13 protein-coding genes and 2 tRNA genes are annotated in these 16102 nt (G+C 41.6%); 4 read left to right on the top strand and 11 right to left on the bottom strand.

Annotated features, from left to right (window positions below):
- Positions 1-3 precede the first annotated feature (3 nt).
- Entirely contained in the window at positions 4-441 is a 438-nt protein-coding gene (locus tag I6E61_RS07115; protein WP_197132242.1) for a hypothetical protein, read from the top strand.
- A gap of 71 nt (positions 442-512) precedes the next feature.
- Positions 513-1574: a DUF6708 domain-containing protein gene (locus tag I6E61_RS07110; protein ID WP_197132239.1), complete on the top strand. Its 1062-nt coding sequence runs from the start codon at positions 513-515 to the stop codon at positions 1572-1574.
- Between the two features lie 369 nt (positions 1575-1943).
- On the opposite strand, the gene I6E61_RS07105 is transcribed toward I6E61_RS07110, so the two are convergent.
- The 7 genes from I6E61_RS07105 to I6E61_RS07080 form a co-directional block, all read right to left on the bottom strand.
- A tRNA-Leu gene (locus tag I6E61_RS07105) sits at positions 1944-2030 on the bottom strand.
- Positions 2031-2154: 124 nt separating this feature from the next.
- A tRNA-Cys gene (locus I6E61_RS07100) sits at positions 2155-2228 on the bottom strand.
- A gap of 188 nt (positions 2229-2416) precedes the next feature.
- Positions 2417-2551 carry a putative transporter small subunit gene (locus I6E61_RS14200; RefSeq protein WP_220034714.1) on the bottom strand — a complete coding sequence of 45 codons (135 nt, stop codon included), beginning with the start codon at positions 2549-2551 and terminating at the stop codon, positions 2417-2419.
- A 107-nt stretch (positions 2552-2658) separates the two neighbouring features.
- Positions 2659-4299 (bottom strand): sodium:solute symporter family protein, encoded by a 1641-nt coding sequence (locus I6E61_RS07095; RefSeq protein WP_197133194.1) that lies wholly within the window; start codon positions 4297-4299, stop codon positions 2659-2661.
- A gap of 949 nt (positions 4300-5248) precedes the next feature.
- Positions 5249-6268, bottom strand: a complete 1020-nt coding sequence (gene fdhD / locus I6E61_RS07090) for a formate dehydrogenase accessory sulfurtransferase FdhD (RefSeq protein ID WP_197132236.1) — start codon at positions 6266-6268, stop codon at positions 5249-5251.
- A 104-nt stretch (positions 6269-6372) separates the two neighbouring features.
- Positions 6373-8721, bottom strand: a complete 2349-nt coding sequence (locus I6E61_RS07085; RefSeq protein WP_197132233.1) for an FdhF/YdeP family oxidoreductase — start codon at positions 8719-8721, stop codon at positions 6373-6375.
- Between the two features lie 417 nt (positions 8722-9138).
- A complete protein-coding gene (locus tag I6E61_RS07080) occupies positions 9139-10029 on the bottom strand; it encodes a LysR family transcriptional regulator (protein ID WP_197132229.1) in 891 nt (296 codons plus the stop codon).
- Between the two features lie 147 nt (positions 10030-10176).
- Here I6E61_RS07080 and I6E61_RS07075 point away from each other — a divergent pair, with 147 nt between their 5' ends.
- Positions 10177-10785, top strand: coding sequence for a LysE family translocator (locus I6E61_RS07075; RefSeq protein ID WP_110922504.1), 609 nt, complete (start codon positions 10177-10179; stop codon positions 10783-10785).
- Between the two features lie 271 nt (positions 10786-11056).
- Positions 11057-11452, top strand: a complete 396-nt coding sequence (locus I6E61_RS07070) for a VOC family protein (protein WP_197132226.1) — start codon at positions 11057-11059, stop codon at positions 11450-11452.
- A gap of 299 nt (positions 11453-11751) precedes the next feature.
- Here the strand turns inward: I6E61_RS07070 and I6E61_RS07065 are convergent, their stop codons facing one another.
- The 4 genes from I6E61_RS07065 to I6E61_RS07050 all read right to left on the bottom strand — a co-directional run bounded on the left by I6E61_RS07065 (position 11752) and on the right by I6E61_RS07050 (position 16099).
- On the bottom strand, positions 11752-12546 hold the full coding sequence (locus I6E61_RS07065) for an ABC transporter ATP-binding protein (RefSeq protein ID WP_197132223.1): 795 nt from the start codon (positions 12544-12546) through the stop codon (positions 11752-11754).
- A 31-nt stretch (positions 12547-12577) separates the two neighbouring features.
- Positions 12578-13477: an ABC transporter permease gene (locus tag I6E61_RS07060; RefSeq protein ID WP_197132220.1), complete on the bottom strand. Its 900-nt coding sequence runs from the start codon at positions 13475-13477 to the stop codon at positions 12578-12580.
- A 356-nt stretch (positions 13478-13833) separates the two neighbouring features.
- On the bottom strand, positions 13834-14871 hold the full coding sequence (locus tag I6E61_RS07055; protein WP_197132217.1) for an ABC transporter substrate-binding protein: 1038 nt from the start codon (positions 14869-14871) through the stop codon (positions 13834-13836).
- A 181-nt stretch (positions 14872-15052) separates the two neighbouring features.
- Positions 15053-16099 (bottom strand): ABC transporter substrate-binding protein, encoded by a 1047-nt coding sequence (locus I6E61_RS07050; RefSeq protein ID WP_197132215.1) that lies wholly within the window; start codon positions 16097-16099, stop codon positions 15053-15055.
- Positions 16100-16102: the final 3 nt, after the last annotated feature.

Below are 16102 nucleotides of genomic sequence, written 5' to 3'. Positions count from 1 at the left end.
ATAATGGACCGGAAGAATATTATAGAGTGGGTTGCCATTATATCATGGCTGGGAGATATTATAATTTGGATGATTTCACATCAAATGGTAATCAATTACACGCAAAAGAATTTGCAGTCTATATATAAATATCTTTATGGCTATGAAAGTCACTATAGAAAAAAATTAAATATGTATGAAACAATATTTATGACTTCAATAGCTAATGTTATATTTTATCAATATCATCTCATATATAAAAGAAAGGGTTACTTTCCAATGTTTAAGAAAGGAAAAGGCTCGATGTACCCTAACCTCAATGAAGAAACAGCCCTTTTACTAATCAAAAACAATTATAAATGGTTAGTTTTAAATGTCGTATCTCTTGGTTTAGGTTTTTTTTGGTTCTTTGGTAGTACGCTTTTTATGCTTTTAGCAAAAAGAGCAGGTACAGGTAGTTAATATAGCGCTATCATTAATGCACGGATTCATTGATGTGTGAGATAGTTTAAATAAAAATAAGAAGGCGGTAAATGCAACTACGCGACGACTTTGCCCAGCATATCAGTGAGCTTAACGATCCACTTGAGCGTCCTTATACCGCCAGTATAGACAAAAGCTTATTAAAGAATACTGAAGATATTGAACATCTTAATAAAGAAATTCATGATGTTAATCCTGATTATCTGACCTTCCTACCAGCGTACTTTTGGATGTTTTACTTTGCTATGGGCTGGGTTTACTTTTCTTCTTTTATGTTTTTTATTGTTTCTATTAATGAAGTGTTTCGTTTAGAAATTTCTAATGTGCCTCTATTTTTGTTAGATATTTTTATATTACTATTAATGTTTATAGTGTTTTGCACACCACTAATATTACTCATCTATCAATTTATTAGAAAATACTCTATTCGTACCCAGTACTACTTTTTGAAAAAAGAACAAAAAATTGCCTACTACTATCGTCCGCTAAGGAAGTTTAGACAGCCTTATGAGCTTAAAATAGTCGACTACAAAGACGTACATCCAGACCTTCATCAAGATCCGTACAATCGAGCCTATACACCGCTCAATCTATATGTCGCCGATCCTAAGACTGGCGATATCACCCATCATCTCAAGCTAGAAGATTATAGAGTAAACCCACGCGTACAATGGGCATTTATCCGTACCTATATGGAAAGCCCTGCGGATGAGTTGCCAATAGACGCTCAGTTCTGTGAAGCTTATCCAGCTGATACAAGTGGTTCACTATTTGCTTGCGCTGATATTGTCTTTCGCAAAAACGGCATACTGCCTAGCGATCATTCTGGCGGTGACCAGATCATGGTCTTTATAATAGGCTCAATAATAGCTTTGGGTAATCTATTTCAGGCAAATCATTATCAATGTACCAAGCGAGCCATCTTACATCCTGACGTGCAGAAGCTTTTAACTTGGAACGGTCAAGACAATCCTTATCCGATACAGCCTATAACTGATGAAGCCAAATTAGCCTTTGAAGGTAGCAATTGGGAAGTTAATGTCAGGTGGGTATGTATCATACTTATTAATGCTGGTTTATTTGCTTGGGCGGTAGTGGCTTATAATAGTTAGTAGTTATCTACTATAGATCCCTGATCTGAAGAGTAAATAATATAAGTAGGGAAGTGGCTAGAAGACCTATGAGGTTAATACTGATTTTAAGTAATGGACTTAAACTATAATTTAATAACTTTAAAACCGATACAGTATTGTTTGTATGAGTTCTTACTTACTGACTCTGCCATGCAAACAGAAGACAATAAAATCTACTGCTGGTAGCATATGATATGTAGAGAAAAGTGGTTGTTCTAAAAAGATATATATGAAATTATTACTGTAGACCATCTAGGAAGTGGGAATTTAAAGAAGAGATTCAGTTTAATAAGAAATATCAAGGCATAAGAAAAAGGCTTCCAATTGCTTGGAAGCCTTTTAATGTAATGGTACCCGGAGCCGGACTTGAACCGGCACGCTATTGCTAGCGAGGGATTTTAAATCCCTTGTGTCTACCAATTTCACCACCCGGGCAAAACTTGTTTTATCTAATATGTAAGCTAGCTGATAGACCATCTAGTTACTAGATAAGTGCTCGCTATTATAGTCAGTTATGATAATAATGCAAGCTTAAATTAACGTAAAGTTAATAAATAATTGGAGGCTGGAGTCGGAATCGAACCGGCGTTAACGGAGTTGCAGTCCGCTGCATGACCACTCTGCCATCCAGCCAATCAAGGTCGCCTATATTAGCAAAAATATAATAAATTACAAGCCCTTTTTTCATTAAAAACAGGTTATTTGCTACCTTATCTATAAATAACCCTGATTTAGAGTTATTTATACGATTAATAGGCTTTATAACGCTATCACCAAGCTAGTGTTCAGTGATGTTTTCTGAAAATAATGGCAATGATACGCTAAACAATATCCTTGTTATCACGTTTTGCTTTTTTAATATCACGATAAGTTGCGGTGCAAATTAATATCAGCACGCCTAGCGTAATCACTGGCCAAATCAAAATATATGAGCCGTAGATAAAGACGTTATCCATACTATCTCCTTATAGTCTTTTTTAATAATTGTCGGATGATCAGTTTCATGATGCGATAACAAACTGACCAACCGCTGTTTGCGTTAAATAATTTCAGTTAAGACAATTTAAATTTTTGGTGTATCAGGCTTATTATCGTAGTCACCCACACGTTGCTTAATTAAGTCAAAGTCAAAATGTTCGTCACCCATCAGGCTGACTATCACACAGACGATAGTACTAGCGCCATAAGCGGTCAGTGAGGCGAGTAAGACCATGTACTGACGTAGGAAGCCAGTGGCAAAGATTAGCATCAGTACGAGCGTGATAGCAGCGGCTCCCATGCCAATCTTACGACCTAAGAAGCCAAAGACCATCAGACCAATCACGACAGCACCACCGACACTGGCCAATATCTCGAAGAATAGGGCAGTGAAACCTGTAATTGGCAACAATTCAAAGCGTGCGACACAGAATAGGAGGAGTCCGACGATGACGGCTGAGGTAAAAGCGGTATTGGTCACGCGATTCCAGAACACACTGGCAATGACAGGGAATACGATGGCTCCCCACAATGCACCAACGAAGACTAGCATCACTAAAATATCGAGCTTAAAGCTGGCAAAAATCAGTCCAGCTGCTGTCGCGACAATCATCGTGCCACGACCGACAAGCATCATGGTTTTTGGTTTAATATGACCTTTTTTGGCGATGTTTTTACCATATACATCTGCCATCATAATCGTCGATAGTGCTGATAAATCGGAATCAGCAGTCGATGACAATGAACCAATCACTAAGATAAAGAATAAGGCGATAAAGACAGGATGCAGATAAGTGCTGACCATCTGTGGAATCAGGTTATTCATATTGCCATCGAGTGGTTCGATACCGATGGTGACAGCCATCAATCCAATCATACCGAGACCAATGACAATGCCCGCATAGCCGACGGTGGCTGTGACAAAGGTGGCTTTGATTTTAGTTTTATCAATCGCAAATAAACGCTGAGTAATGGTTTGGTTACCGATCGCATAAGCCAATACCGCAACGAAATAAGGTGCGCCTTGCTGAAAGAATGCTTCAGAAGAAAAGAAGTTTTGTTGCTCTAATGTTAGATTTGATAGTCCTTCAACCATGACTTCAGGTCCACCCATCGCAAATAGTACCGCTGGGATAATGACAACACCAATGGCCATCAACGCGACCAATTGTGCGAAGTCAGTAAACACGGATGCACGGAAGCCTGACGTTAACGTATAGCTCAATACCCCGATACCCGCGATCATCACACCGGTTTGGAACGATAATGGTGACAATACTGACACCAATGCTCCAGCGGCAGTAAAGTTGACCATCAAGCTAATTAAGCTGCCCATAATATTGGATATTGCTAAAATTAATTGGCTTGATGAACCATGGCGGGCATGGATAAGTTCACCTAACGTGTGGCCATTGGGCGCAAGCTCACGAAAGCGCATACCAAAAGGATAGATGAATAAAATCATCAACGCGCCCCAGAAGCCATAATGTATCGGACCTGATACACCGTATTTATAGCCAGAGGTAGCAGCAGCATAAAATGAAGCCGCCCAAATCCAAGTGGCGGTCATACTGGCCGCACCCATACCAAAGCCAACACCGTGGCCTGCGACCATAAACCCAGAAGTTGTCTCTTTGTCCTTCTTTATCAACAAAGAAAGTAGGTAAGTACCGCCATAAAAAGCTAGTAGTAATAAAATAATGGTTAATGATGAAAATTGGAACAATGACTCAGTTTTCAAATGTATACCTCGCAATTGTTTTAAGTAAATAAAGTTTAGTAAAATTATCTATTCCAAACTATTGAGCATACGACATAGCCTAAAAAGCCCTCATACTGGATGTATGTGGCTAATATGAATAGCAAAAATACCAACTGTAGTGCTGAGCAAGTACTAAGTGTCGTGCCGCTGTTTTATGATTCACATCGTATTAAATCAAAATGACAGGGGCTACTCTCAATAGGCGTCAGTTCATGGATAAACCATGACGCTATTAATATGCATACACAAAGGTAGCTGAGTGCTAAAGAAAGCCCATATGATGAGCGTCTATAGCAGAATTACGAATGAGCACTAAGCCATGAGGGCATGACCTGATCTCGGTTTAGACAGCCTTATCAGCTGTAATAAGCAATAGTTAAGAGGTTTTCACTCAATTATCGCATTGATGCATCACCTGTAATTCAAATACCAAATCCAGTACTGTGTGAATAATCAGCACAGTGAACTTAGTATTAACAAATAAAACTACAGGTCTGTTAAGTATATGTAACATGTTCGTGAGGTTAGGGTAACCTATTATGTCGTCAACCTCAAATGTTATGCAAGATTAAGAAGGTATTTCCTCAATTCAGTTGCTTATCACCTAACTGGGCTAAAAGTAGCTAAATCTAGCCAAACAACGTCAGAAATCTAGTTAATATCTTGATGTTATCTGCGCTGCTTTTCTCGTTTGACGGCAACTTATCCTATTTTTATTAATACCTTTAAAATATGGACACGACCTATCCTTGAGCGTCGGAACGTCCAAGATAAGCCATTAGTGGGTGGTCTAGGTTTAGTAGAAGAAGTGGTGTTGAGAGGTGTTGCAAGAAGCTAATATGAGTAGATTTAGTATTAAGTATACTCACTAGTTCGAAGCATTAGCCTCGATTAAGAAATACTTGATGATGCGTCAAATACCGGAGTAGTAAGTCACTCTATCGTTACGTAAGAATCCCGCCAACCCCAATCCATAACGCTCAGCGACACGTACCGCCGTACTGGTAGGCGCAGACATGCCGACCAGCCAAGGTATGCGACTACGGATAGATTTTTGTACCAGCTCAATCGATACGCGTGAGGTCATTAGCACACAGTCGACATTGATCTTCTGTCGTAGTTGCCAGCCGATCAGTTTATCGAGGGCATTATGGCGCCCTACATCTTCGAATAGATATAATTGCTGCTGATGCATCGTTGCCGCAGCGTGTACGGCACCTGTCAGTTGGTGCGTGTGTTGTGTGGCATCAACTTGTTTTCGCATTTTTAATAAGTCATCTAGACTTGGCGCTAAAGACTTTTTATTTGAGCTACTTGATACGTCATCTTGGGTGTAGGTGCTCAAATCAGGCAAAGCTTGTGCCAGTCCAGTGATACCACACATACCGCAACCTGTGCGCCCTGCGAGCTGACGTTTCTGTGCTTGGATACGTTGATGGCAGCGTTGGTTCAATACCAGATCCACGATATAAATATCATAGTCCTGTAGCTGCTGTAAGGTTTGCTCAAGGCTTTCTGATTCCAGACCTTGATCAGCTGACTCTTGAGTAAGGGGTTGATAACTTGCAGTATCGGTCAGCTGAGTGACGTCCCAATCAAGTAACTCATGGCTATGTTGGATCAGGCCTTCGCTAAATAAAAACCCAACAGCTAAATACTCTAATTGATGCGGGCTGGCCATCAGTACCGCATAGTGAATACCATTGATAATGATGGCAACCGCCGCTTCTACGGCGAGACTGGCTGGTTGGCGATCAATACGTACCTGAGAGGTATTGTCATCATTGTTGCTAACGGATGAATAGTAATGCTTTTCCGATAAATGGGTACGTACCAATGGCGTCATCGATGTATTTACGCTTTCAAACACATTGTTTTCATGCTGCTGTTCACCGGTGTGCTCATGCTCTTTAACATAGGTTTCAGTTGTCATCATGGTTCGTTATATTGTCTTGTCAGCAACATCATTTTGGCGATGTTATTTTTGACGATATTATTGTGTATGTTGTCATTATTTTACGATCCAATCCCCATTCGTCATACAGGCTCAGCTATGCTTGCATTTACCCGTTGTAAGACGACTGTCGTTGATTTATACGCTGGTATGTGTGAATCTGGCGCATGCGTGTCTAAGTCAAATAAATCATTACATTCAGGGTAGTAGGCGGCAACAGCATTGGATGCAATGTCCATTTCAGTCAATACCAGTGGCCCTAGTGTACGCGGCTGGCTAGTGCCATTTGGGTTGCCTTGTCGAGATACCATGACACTATCACCTGCGTGCCAGCCCAAGCGGCCAATTTCATCGGGATGCATAAACAAAACATCACGGCGATTGGTTTGACGATAGCGATCTTCAAATCCGAAAATCATAGTATTAAATTGATCATGGCTACGGACGCTGGTCAATTGCCAAATCTTCTGTCCATTATTTTGACCATCATCAACGCTGCCATCTTTTCTCGCATTGTCTTCAAGACGTGACGTTGTTTCTGCCATCTGTGCGGCGACATAAGTAATTGGGTATTGTGGTACTTCAAACTGTGCTTTGCCACTGTCAGTATTCCATACACGATGGCGAGCGGCATGATATAAATGAAAGCCACGTTCAGCAGTGCGAATACGATTATTAAAACCTTCAAAACCGTCGATAGCTTGGGCAACATAGTCACGAACGATGTCAAAATCCTCACTCATGGCTTGCCAAGGAATGGTAGAGTCAGGGCCAAGCACATGAGTGGCTATGTCTGCCACAATCTGTGATTCAGATTTCAAGGTATCACTGACAGGTTTGAGCGTGCCTTGAGTGGGTACTACCTGACACATCGAATCTTCGATGGTCGCAAACTGCTCACCTTTAGCCGTAACGATGCGTTCAGTACGCCCTAAACACGGTAAAATCAGATTATTTTCGCCCGGATATAGCATAGTCTCATTTAGCTTAGTGCCTACGAATATATTAAGCTGAGTTGTGGTTAAAGCTTGTTCAATGGCGCTGGTATCAGGTGCTGCCACAGCGTAATTACCACCCATTCCCATAAAGATTTTTAATTTACCAGCGATAAGTGCTTTGGCCCCAGTAACCACGTCATAGCCATGCTCTTGTGGCATAGGATGCTCAAAGACACGCTCGAGACTGTCTAGTAAGCTTTTGCTAGGGCGTTCATGGATACCCATGGTGCGATCGCCCTGTACATTAGAGTGCCCACGAACAGGAGATGCGCCTGCGCCATCAATACCAATCATTCCCATCAATAGTAATAGATTGGTAATCATCGCGACATTGTCATCACCTTGCACATGCTGAGTGATGCCCATACCCCATGTGCAAATTGTTGCAGGACTAGCCGCAACCAGTTCGGCAAGATTTATAATGTCTGTTTCTAGAATACCGCAACCAAGCTCGATATCTGCCCATGACTGCTCTGCCAACCACTGTTTTATTGGCTCAAAACCTGATGTATGAGTGGTAATGAAATCGTGGTTGATTTTATCGTTTTCAATCAGCCATTTGGCGATACCTGTCAATAACGCCGCATCGCCACCGATCTGAAGTTGAACGACTTCATCGACCATCTCATCACTTTGGCCTGCTGCCATATGTGTGGGTTTTTGCGGGTTTCTAAATTTACTTAGACCTTGTTCGCGCATGGGATTGATAGAAATAATTCGACATCCTTGCTCGTGAGCATGGGCGAGCATCTCAAGCATCCGCGGATGATTGGTCGCTGGATTTTGTCCAAACATCAAGATAAGTTTGGCTTGCTCAAAATCTTCTAACTTGACCGTTGCTTTACCAATACCTAGCTGCCTACCTAGCATGACCGAGGTTGGCTCGTGACACATGTTTGAGCAATCAGGTAGGTTGTTAGTACCGAAACAGCGTACGAATAGCTGATACATAAAGGCTGGCTCGTTGGTAACACGGCCCGAGGTATAAAAGAGCGCCTCATCTGGCGAGCTCAGCTGTTTAAATTGCTCAGCGATACGTTGGTAAGCCATCTCCCAAGAGATCGCTACATATCGGTCTTGCGCGGCATCATAATATAGTGGCTCTGATAAGCGGCCACTGTGCTCTAGCTCATAGCCAGACCACCCTTGTAGTTCAGTGACGGTGTGTCGCGCAAAGAACTGGGCATCTGCTTTTTTGGTCATGGTTTCACTAGCGATGACTTTGATACCATTTTCACAGACGTCGATAGCTTTGTGTGATTTGTGGTCAGGCCAAGCACAACCTGGGCAATCAAACCCGCCTTGAGGTTGGTTGCTTTTGAATACGCTGACACTGCCACGCAAAAAAGTTTGATAGTCCATCAGTTTACGAGTAGAGGAAAACAACGCAGGCCAACCAGCAGCAGGGTGGGAGTAGACAGGAATTTTGCGCATGACAGACCTCATAGATAAATGGTGATGGCTAAGTTATTGTTATAGACAACAACTATATAATGGTGAACATGAAATTTGTAGAATCAGTAACTATAGATAACAAAAAACCTTTGAGAGGATTGAGTGTTCTCAAAGGTTGATAAGTGACCTATGCTGTCAAATCTGTAGACATTCACTTGGGAGATTTTAGTTACGTAGCCTGATAATAAAAGTCAAACCACATCTGTCTTGGCGTTCTATAGCCTAAATCCATAAAGTGAGTAATACCGAGCACCTTTTCGAAGAGGGTTGAATCTCATATAGTCAATTTTCTCGGAATATTAAGTTTCCGATAAAGTTGGGGCGGTTCATCTTACTCAATATATTTTTTTACTTATAACAAAATGCAAGTATTGGCGAAATATCACGATATAATTTCTATACGCATTGCAAAGTTTCCATAAACTGCATTTTGCTATTCAGCATCTCTTTTTTCAGCCAATTTTTAAACACCACCTTTCTCTCATCTTCGTAAAAAGGGTGATAAGACAATAAATGATAAGACGAGCTGTCTGCCATTGGAGGATGGATTAATTCTAAAAAGTGATGCGAAAGTTCTTTTTCCACCATAAACATTGAAACAATAGCGGTTCCCAAACCAGCTAAGCATCCCTCAATACATAAGTAAAAGTGCTCTAACACCATAGTCTCGTACGATAAAATCTCGCTACTGACTAACTTAGATTTATTTATGTGATGCCAAAAATTTGGTCGAGAAGAAGTCAGTAATAGGGTATTCGTTGGTTCAGTTCTAGGGTTGCGGACAGCGACTATGTATTCTTCAATAATTTTCTCATGAAATATATTTTTGTCCCATTCAAAATCATTTCTGCGCAAAGCAATATCGATAGATTTCCCTTGAAAGTCTACTATTCCGCCACCCGTCAGTAATACAATTTCAAACCCATAGTTTAATGAATTAAATTCAGCCAAACGTGGTATTAACCATTTCATTGAAATAGTGGGTTCACAGGAGAGTACCAGTTGCTTTTTTCGATGATCTTGTCTCGTTAGATCTACAAGACAGTCATCTAATTTCGCAAAAATTTGCTGACAACAAGAAAAAAGTAGATTGCCATTGGCTGTGAGTACCAGTTTCTTATTGACTCGGTTAAATAAAGATACACCTAAAGCATCTTCCAAATTCTTAATCTGTTTGCTCACTGCACTTTGTGTCACAAACAGTTTCTGAGAAGCAAGCGTCACACTATTATGCTCTGCAACGTAGTAAAAGAACCTTAATGAATTCAACGATATTTTTTCTATCATGCCAAAAACTCATAGATGATGATGTAATAAACTCAATTTTAGTTTATCTGTAAATGTAGGAGAATGCACTTAAATTAATAATATGAAAAAACTAATATAAAGATAAAACTCTTTATATATTGGTATTTTCTTTATAGAGTTCATTAAATGACAGAATTTTTTACCGTTATCATGATTACCATTCTTGCTGTGATTAGTCCTGGGGCTGATTTCGCTATTGTTACTAAGAATAGCTACCTATACGGGCGTTCAGTCGGTGTGCTAACGTCTATTGGTATAGCGCTAGGTGTCTTAGTGCATGTGACTTATACGTTAGTAGCTGTTGCGATTGTCATGAAGCTTGCGCCAAATTTTTTGACAATCATAAAATATCTTGGTGCACTTTATCTTATTTATATTGGTTATAAGACATTCACACAAAAGCCTGTACATGACGTCGGCGCTTCTGCGCGCATCAGTTCCGGACAAGCATTGCGCTATGGTTTTTTTACCAATGCTTTGAATCCCAAAACTACATTGTTTGTCATTAGTACGTATACACAGATTGTTAGTGCTAGTACCCCAAAGTCTATTTTAATCGGTTATGGATTGTTTATGTCTGTGGCTCACTTCATGTGGTTCGCCTTGGTGGCTTTATTGTTCTCTCAACGGACGCTAAGAGAAAAAATGCTAAAGCAGCAAGTCGCAATTAATCGTGTCATTGGTTTTATATTAGGTCTATTAGGTGTGTTCTTGCTCTTTGCAAACTTAAACTAAAGGAATTAAATATGAATAAAGTTGCCTTTATCGATATGGAAGGGGTTTTAGTTCCGGAGATATGGAAATTAATGTAAGCATTGCGGCTGATAGGTATTAAAAGCTTTTGCGCAAAGTAGAGAAGTGTCTCTATTATGCTTATTTATTCTTAAATCACCTAGGGTGTGTCATCGATTAGATTATGAGGCTTAAAATGAGAAAAATTGTAGATAAATAATGTATTAATTGATAACACACCCTAACACTCTAATAACTTTAAGGTTTAACTTTCATGACGCTACAAATTGATCATATCTCACTATCGGTTGCCAACTTAAATAATGCTGAAAAATTTTACGATGCTATTATGCCTATTTTAGGTGCTAAGAAAGTAGAGGGTTCAGCCGAGGCTTTAAAATACGGCGTTCGGAACACGCCAGATGCTCATCATAATAGCTATCTGACTATCTTTGAGGCACAAGACTTCACTCGTAACCATGCTAACCATTGGTGTTTTCAAGTCGATAAGAGAGATAGAGTTAATTCCTTTCATGTTCAAGGCATTGCTAATGGTGGATATGACGCTGGGCAGCCAGGACTTCGAGCTGAGTATCATGAGGGTTATTATGCCGCTTTTCTAATCGATCCTTCAGGGAACAAGATTGAAGTCGTTTGTCATTCTTTATAAAATTTATATAATGACTATGATGATTAAAAATGAGGAGGGTAGATCACGCCAAGGATAGCCGACACGCATACGATACAGTACGCCTTCGACCGTTATTCCCTGTGTCATAGATATTAAGCTCTAGTAATATAGACCTTAGTCTTGTCCAGTGTTGCTCTTTGAGCAAGGCATAGCAAACGACGTCTTTTTTGTGTGAGAACTTAAAGATTACTCGTTTGCTATTTTTTTGCTCCTAATGTTCAACACGCCCATTTAACAGGCGTTTTTTATTTAGCATTCAAATGCAGCTGTTTTGCGGATTAGCTTAAAATCAAGCTGTCATCTTCGACTTTTTCGCCACGAGTTTGCTCAAACATATCGAGTAAATCATGTACAGTCATGCCTTGGCGTTTGTCGCCTGACACATCGAGTACGACTTGGCCTTGATGCAACATAACAGTACGTGTGCCATGCGCCAATGCTTGTTGCATCGAGTGCGTGACCATCATCGTGGTCAGCTTATTGTCCGTTACAATTTTATCGGTCAATTCTAAAACGAAAGCCGCTGTCTTTGGATCAAGTGCCGCTGTATGCTCATCAAGTAATAGAATTTTAGACGGTTGCAATGATGCCATTAGTAGACTGACGGCTTGTCGTTGACCACCAGACAACAGTCCCATACGGTCAGTCAGTCGATTCTCTAGTCCAAGCTTTAGGACTGAGAGTTTCTCTCTAAACAAGTCTCGGTTGCTTGGGTTTAGCGCAAAGCTCAACCCACGTTTGCCGCCGCGCTTATAAGCAAGCGCCATATTTTCTTCGATAGTGAGCGCTTCACAAGTTCCTGCCATTGGGTCTTGAAACACACGAGCAACCCAATGAGCACGTTGATGCGCAGTCTTTTTGGTGACATCAATACCGTTTAACAGGATTGAGCCACTATCGACGCGCGTGGTACCACTGACTGCGTTTAGAAAGGTCGACTTACCAGCACCATTAGTACCGATGACAGTCACAAACTCACCATCTGCAATGTTTAAATTGATACCGCGTAGTGCAGGGTTTTCAATGGGCGTTCCAGGATTAAAGGTCAACCGCAAATCTGTAGCTTGCATCATAATAATTATTCCTTATGGTTGCACATTGACATTAAGCTCGAACTTTACGACTTAAGAATTTATTTTTAGCTTTTGGCAATACCAAGGCAAATACGACGAGTAGCGCTGTAATCAAGTTCAAATCCTGCGGGCCAAAGCCAATACTACGCAGTGTATCGCTCGATAGCGCAACCTGAATAAATAGCTTGTACAGCACGGCACCGACGACCACGGCAAAAGTAATCAGCCAAATACGCTTGGCCGGAATGATGGTTTCACCGATGATGACCGCTGCTAGACCAATGACAATCGTACCGATACCGATCGAGATATCTGCACCGCCCTGAGTTTGAACAAACAATGCACCCGCTAAAGCGATCAAACCGTTAGACACTGCCATACCAACGATGGTCATCCATGAGGTATTAATACCTTGAGCCTGCGCCATTCTTAGGTTTGAGCCAGTGGCACGCATCGAAAGACCAGTTTCGGTACTATAGAACCAGTTTAAAAACAGCATGGCAAGTATCACAACCATACCAATAATCAAACAGCGCATCCAATAGCCATTACCATCGGTCACCAAGGTGCTAAACACCGTGGTTTCGCCCAATAGTGGTAAGTTTGGCGCCCCCATAATACGTAAATTGATAGAATATAGGGCAACCATGACTAAGATACTGGCAAGTAATTGCAGTATGCCAAGTTTGACATGCAACCATGCAGTAACGACACCAGCGACGGAGCCTGCTAGCATACCAAACGCACAGGCCAACCATGGGTTAACACCAGCGATGATGGATATACCGGCGACTGCGCCACCTAGCGGAAAGCTACCATCAGCGGTCAAGTCGGGAAAGTCGAGCGTACGAAATGAAATCAGCACGCCAAGTGCAACAAGGCCATAAATTAGACCGCTTTCAAGCGCACCAAAAAAAGCAATTAAGGACATAAGATATTAGTCGGTTATCATCAAGCGTTTAGCGATTATTATCACAAGCAAAAAACAGCAAAGGTATGAAGCATGCTGCCTATAAGCCCATATAACCCAAACGGCTAAGCGGTGAATTTAACAGATTAAGCAATCTGCGGTTAGGGTAAACCAAAACATCTTCCTATGAGGAATGAGCATAAAATACCTTGGTTCGAAATTCGGTTTTAATGCTTATATCACATTAGAAATAACCCAGCTCATATACCAGTAGCTGGGTCATTTTTATACTGAAATAATAGCAGTAAATATAAGCAACAATCTATGATTAAACCATCAATGTAATCGTTTAACGTGATGCTTACATTCAGAGGGCGCTATTCTACCACTTCTTTTGCTTTATCGATAACTGCTTGTGGCAATGTGATGCCTTCAGCTGTGGCATTTTTTGGACTGACATACAAATCAAGTGCTTGTGGCGTATAAACAGGGATATCGCCTGCTTTTTCACCATTCAAAATACGCACTACAATTTTACCTGTTTCGCGACCAAGTGCATAATAGTCAACGCCCAATGCAGCAATGGCACCGCGTGCAACAGAACTGGTGTCTGAAGCAATCAGCGGGATTTTGCTTTCTTTAGCGACTTGGAACAGCGACTCGTAAGCAGATACCACGTTGTTATCGGTTGATGTGTAAATCATATCGACTTTACCTTCGAGGCTACGTGCCGCCATCGCGATGTCGGTACTACGCTGGGCAGGGGCTTCATGTACAGTGATGCCCATTGGTGTCAGCTTTTCTTTGAGATTTTTTAGGATGATGGTAGAGTTCACCTCACCTGGGCTATAAACATAACCTACGTTTTTTAAGCTTGGAATAATTTGGCGCATTAAGGCAATTTGTGGTTCATAAGGAAGCGCATCAGAACCGCCAGTTACATTGGTGCCAGAGCCATCAAGCTTTGATACCAATTTGGCTTCTACTGGGTCGGTCACGGCAGAGAATACCAAAGGAATAGTGCTAGTAGCAGCCGCAACCGACTGTGCTGATGGCGTACCAATGGCAACGATAACATCTGAGTTGTCTGCAACAAATTGCTTGGCAATCTGCCCAGCTGTTGCGGTATTACCTTGTGCGCTTTGGAAGTTAACGGTTAAATTCTCACCGTCTTTAAAGCCGGCCTCATTTAGCTCATCGATGACGCCTTTGCGTACGTCATCAAGCGCTGGATGCTCAACAATAGCCGTAATAGCGACGTTTTTCATCTCTGTTGCGGCATCGCCAGTGGCGCTGTCAGTGCTACCAGTGTCTTGTGCTGATTGATTACAACCAGTCAATAGAGCGGTACAAACACCGCCTAATAATAATGCCTTACTAAAATTGAAATGACCAAAACGATTTTGATACAACATGGGTCTCACTCCTGAAAATAATAATGTGTCCGTACATTATTTAATAAATAAAAATGATTGCTAGCGGTTCTTATAGGGCATGTTATCAATTAGATTGTGAGGCTTAAAATTTAGCCATTTTAAGGCCACTAAACGTATTAACGTGCTAATTGATACAATGCCTTAGATAGGTAACGATTACTTATTTAGCACTCTTTGCTTCTTTGTCGACATTGATGGCATTTTTTAGCAGCTCATCGGTCAAACTCACACCTTGCTCAGCCGCATGTTTTGGGCTGGCATACAAGGTTAATGTATTCATGACTTCGGGCTTGATCGTATTGACGGCTTCGCCACTTAATACTCGATACACCATTTTCCCTGTGGTACGACCAAAGTCATAGTCATTGACACCAAGCGCCGCAGTGGCACCGCGTCTCACACTAAACTCGTCTGAAGCAATGACGGGAATATCAAGCTCATTGGCAGCACCTGCCATCGCTTCAAAGGCAGAGACGACATTGTTGTCTAAAGATGTATAAATGATATCAGCACGACCAGATAAGCTACGCGTCGCCATAGCAACGTCCGTTGGGCGATTGGCGGTGACTTCTAATATTTTAAGACCACGCGCGGGTGCAGCTTTTTTCAGTTGGTTGAGTACTGATACAGAGTTGACCTCACCTGGGCTATAAACGTAACCAATGGTCTTAGCATTAGGCGCAATTTTTTGAATATTGTCTAATTGCGGCTCGATAGGCAATTCGCTAGATAAGCCTGTCACATTAGATTGGATAGGCACAGCGTTTGCATCGATAAGCTTCGCCGCGACAGGATCTGAGATAGCAGTATAGATGACAGGGACGGTTTTAGTTGAAGCCACGATTGATTGGGCAGAGGGCGTTGAGATGGCCACGATGGCATCTGGGTTGTCTCCTGCGAATTGCTTGGCAATCTGACCTGCTGTCGCTGTGTTTCCTTGAGCGCTTTGGAAGTTAATTGTTAGGTTTTGGCCTTCGACATAACCGTTGTCAGCCAGCTCATCTATGATACCGCGGCGCATCTCATCTAACGAAGGGTGTTCGACAATTTGCGTGATGGCCAATGTTTTGGCGGGCTTGCTAGCATCAGCAGTGGCGCTGTCATCAGTTGCAGTAGTGTCTGTAGTATTTGAGCAGCCGATCAGTCCGAGAGTGGCACTGATAGCAGCACCGTATAGGCTTAAGCGTAAGGTAGAAGCAATAGTCATTAT

This window comes from Psychrobacter sp. NZS113, from assembly GCF_015864825.1.
Lineage (GTDB): Bacteria > Pseudomonadota > Gammaproteobacteria > Pseudomonadales > Moraxellaceae > Psychrobacter.
This window is presented reverse-complemented; position numbering and strand designations above follow the sequence as displayed.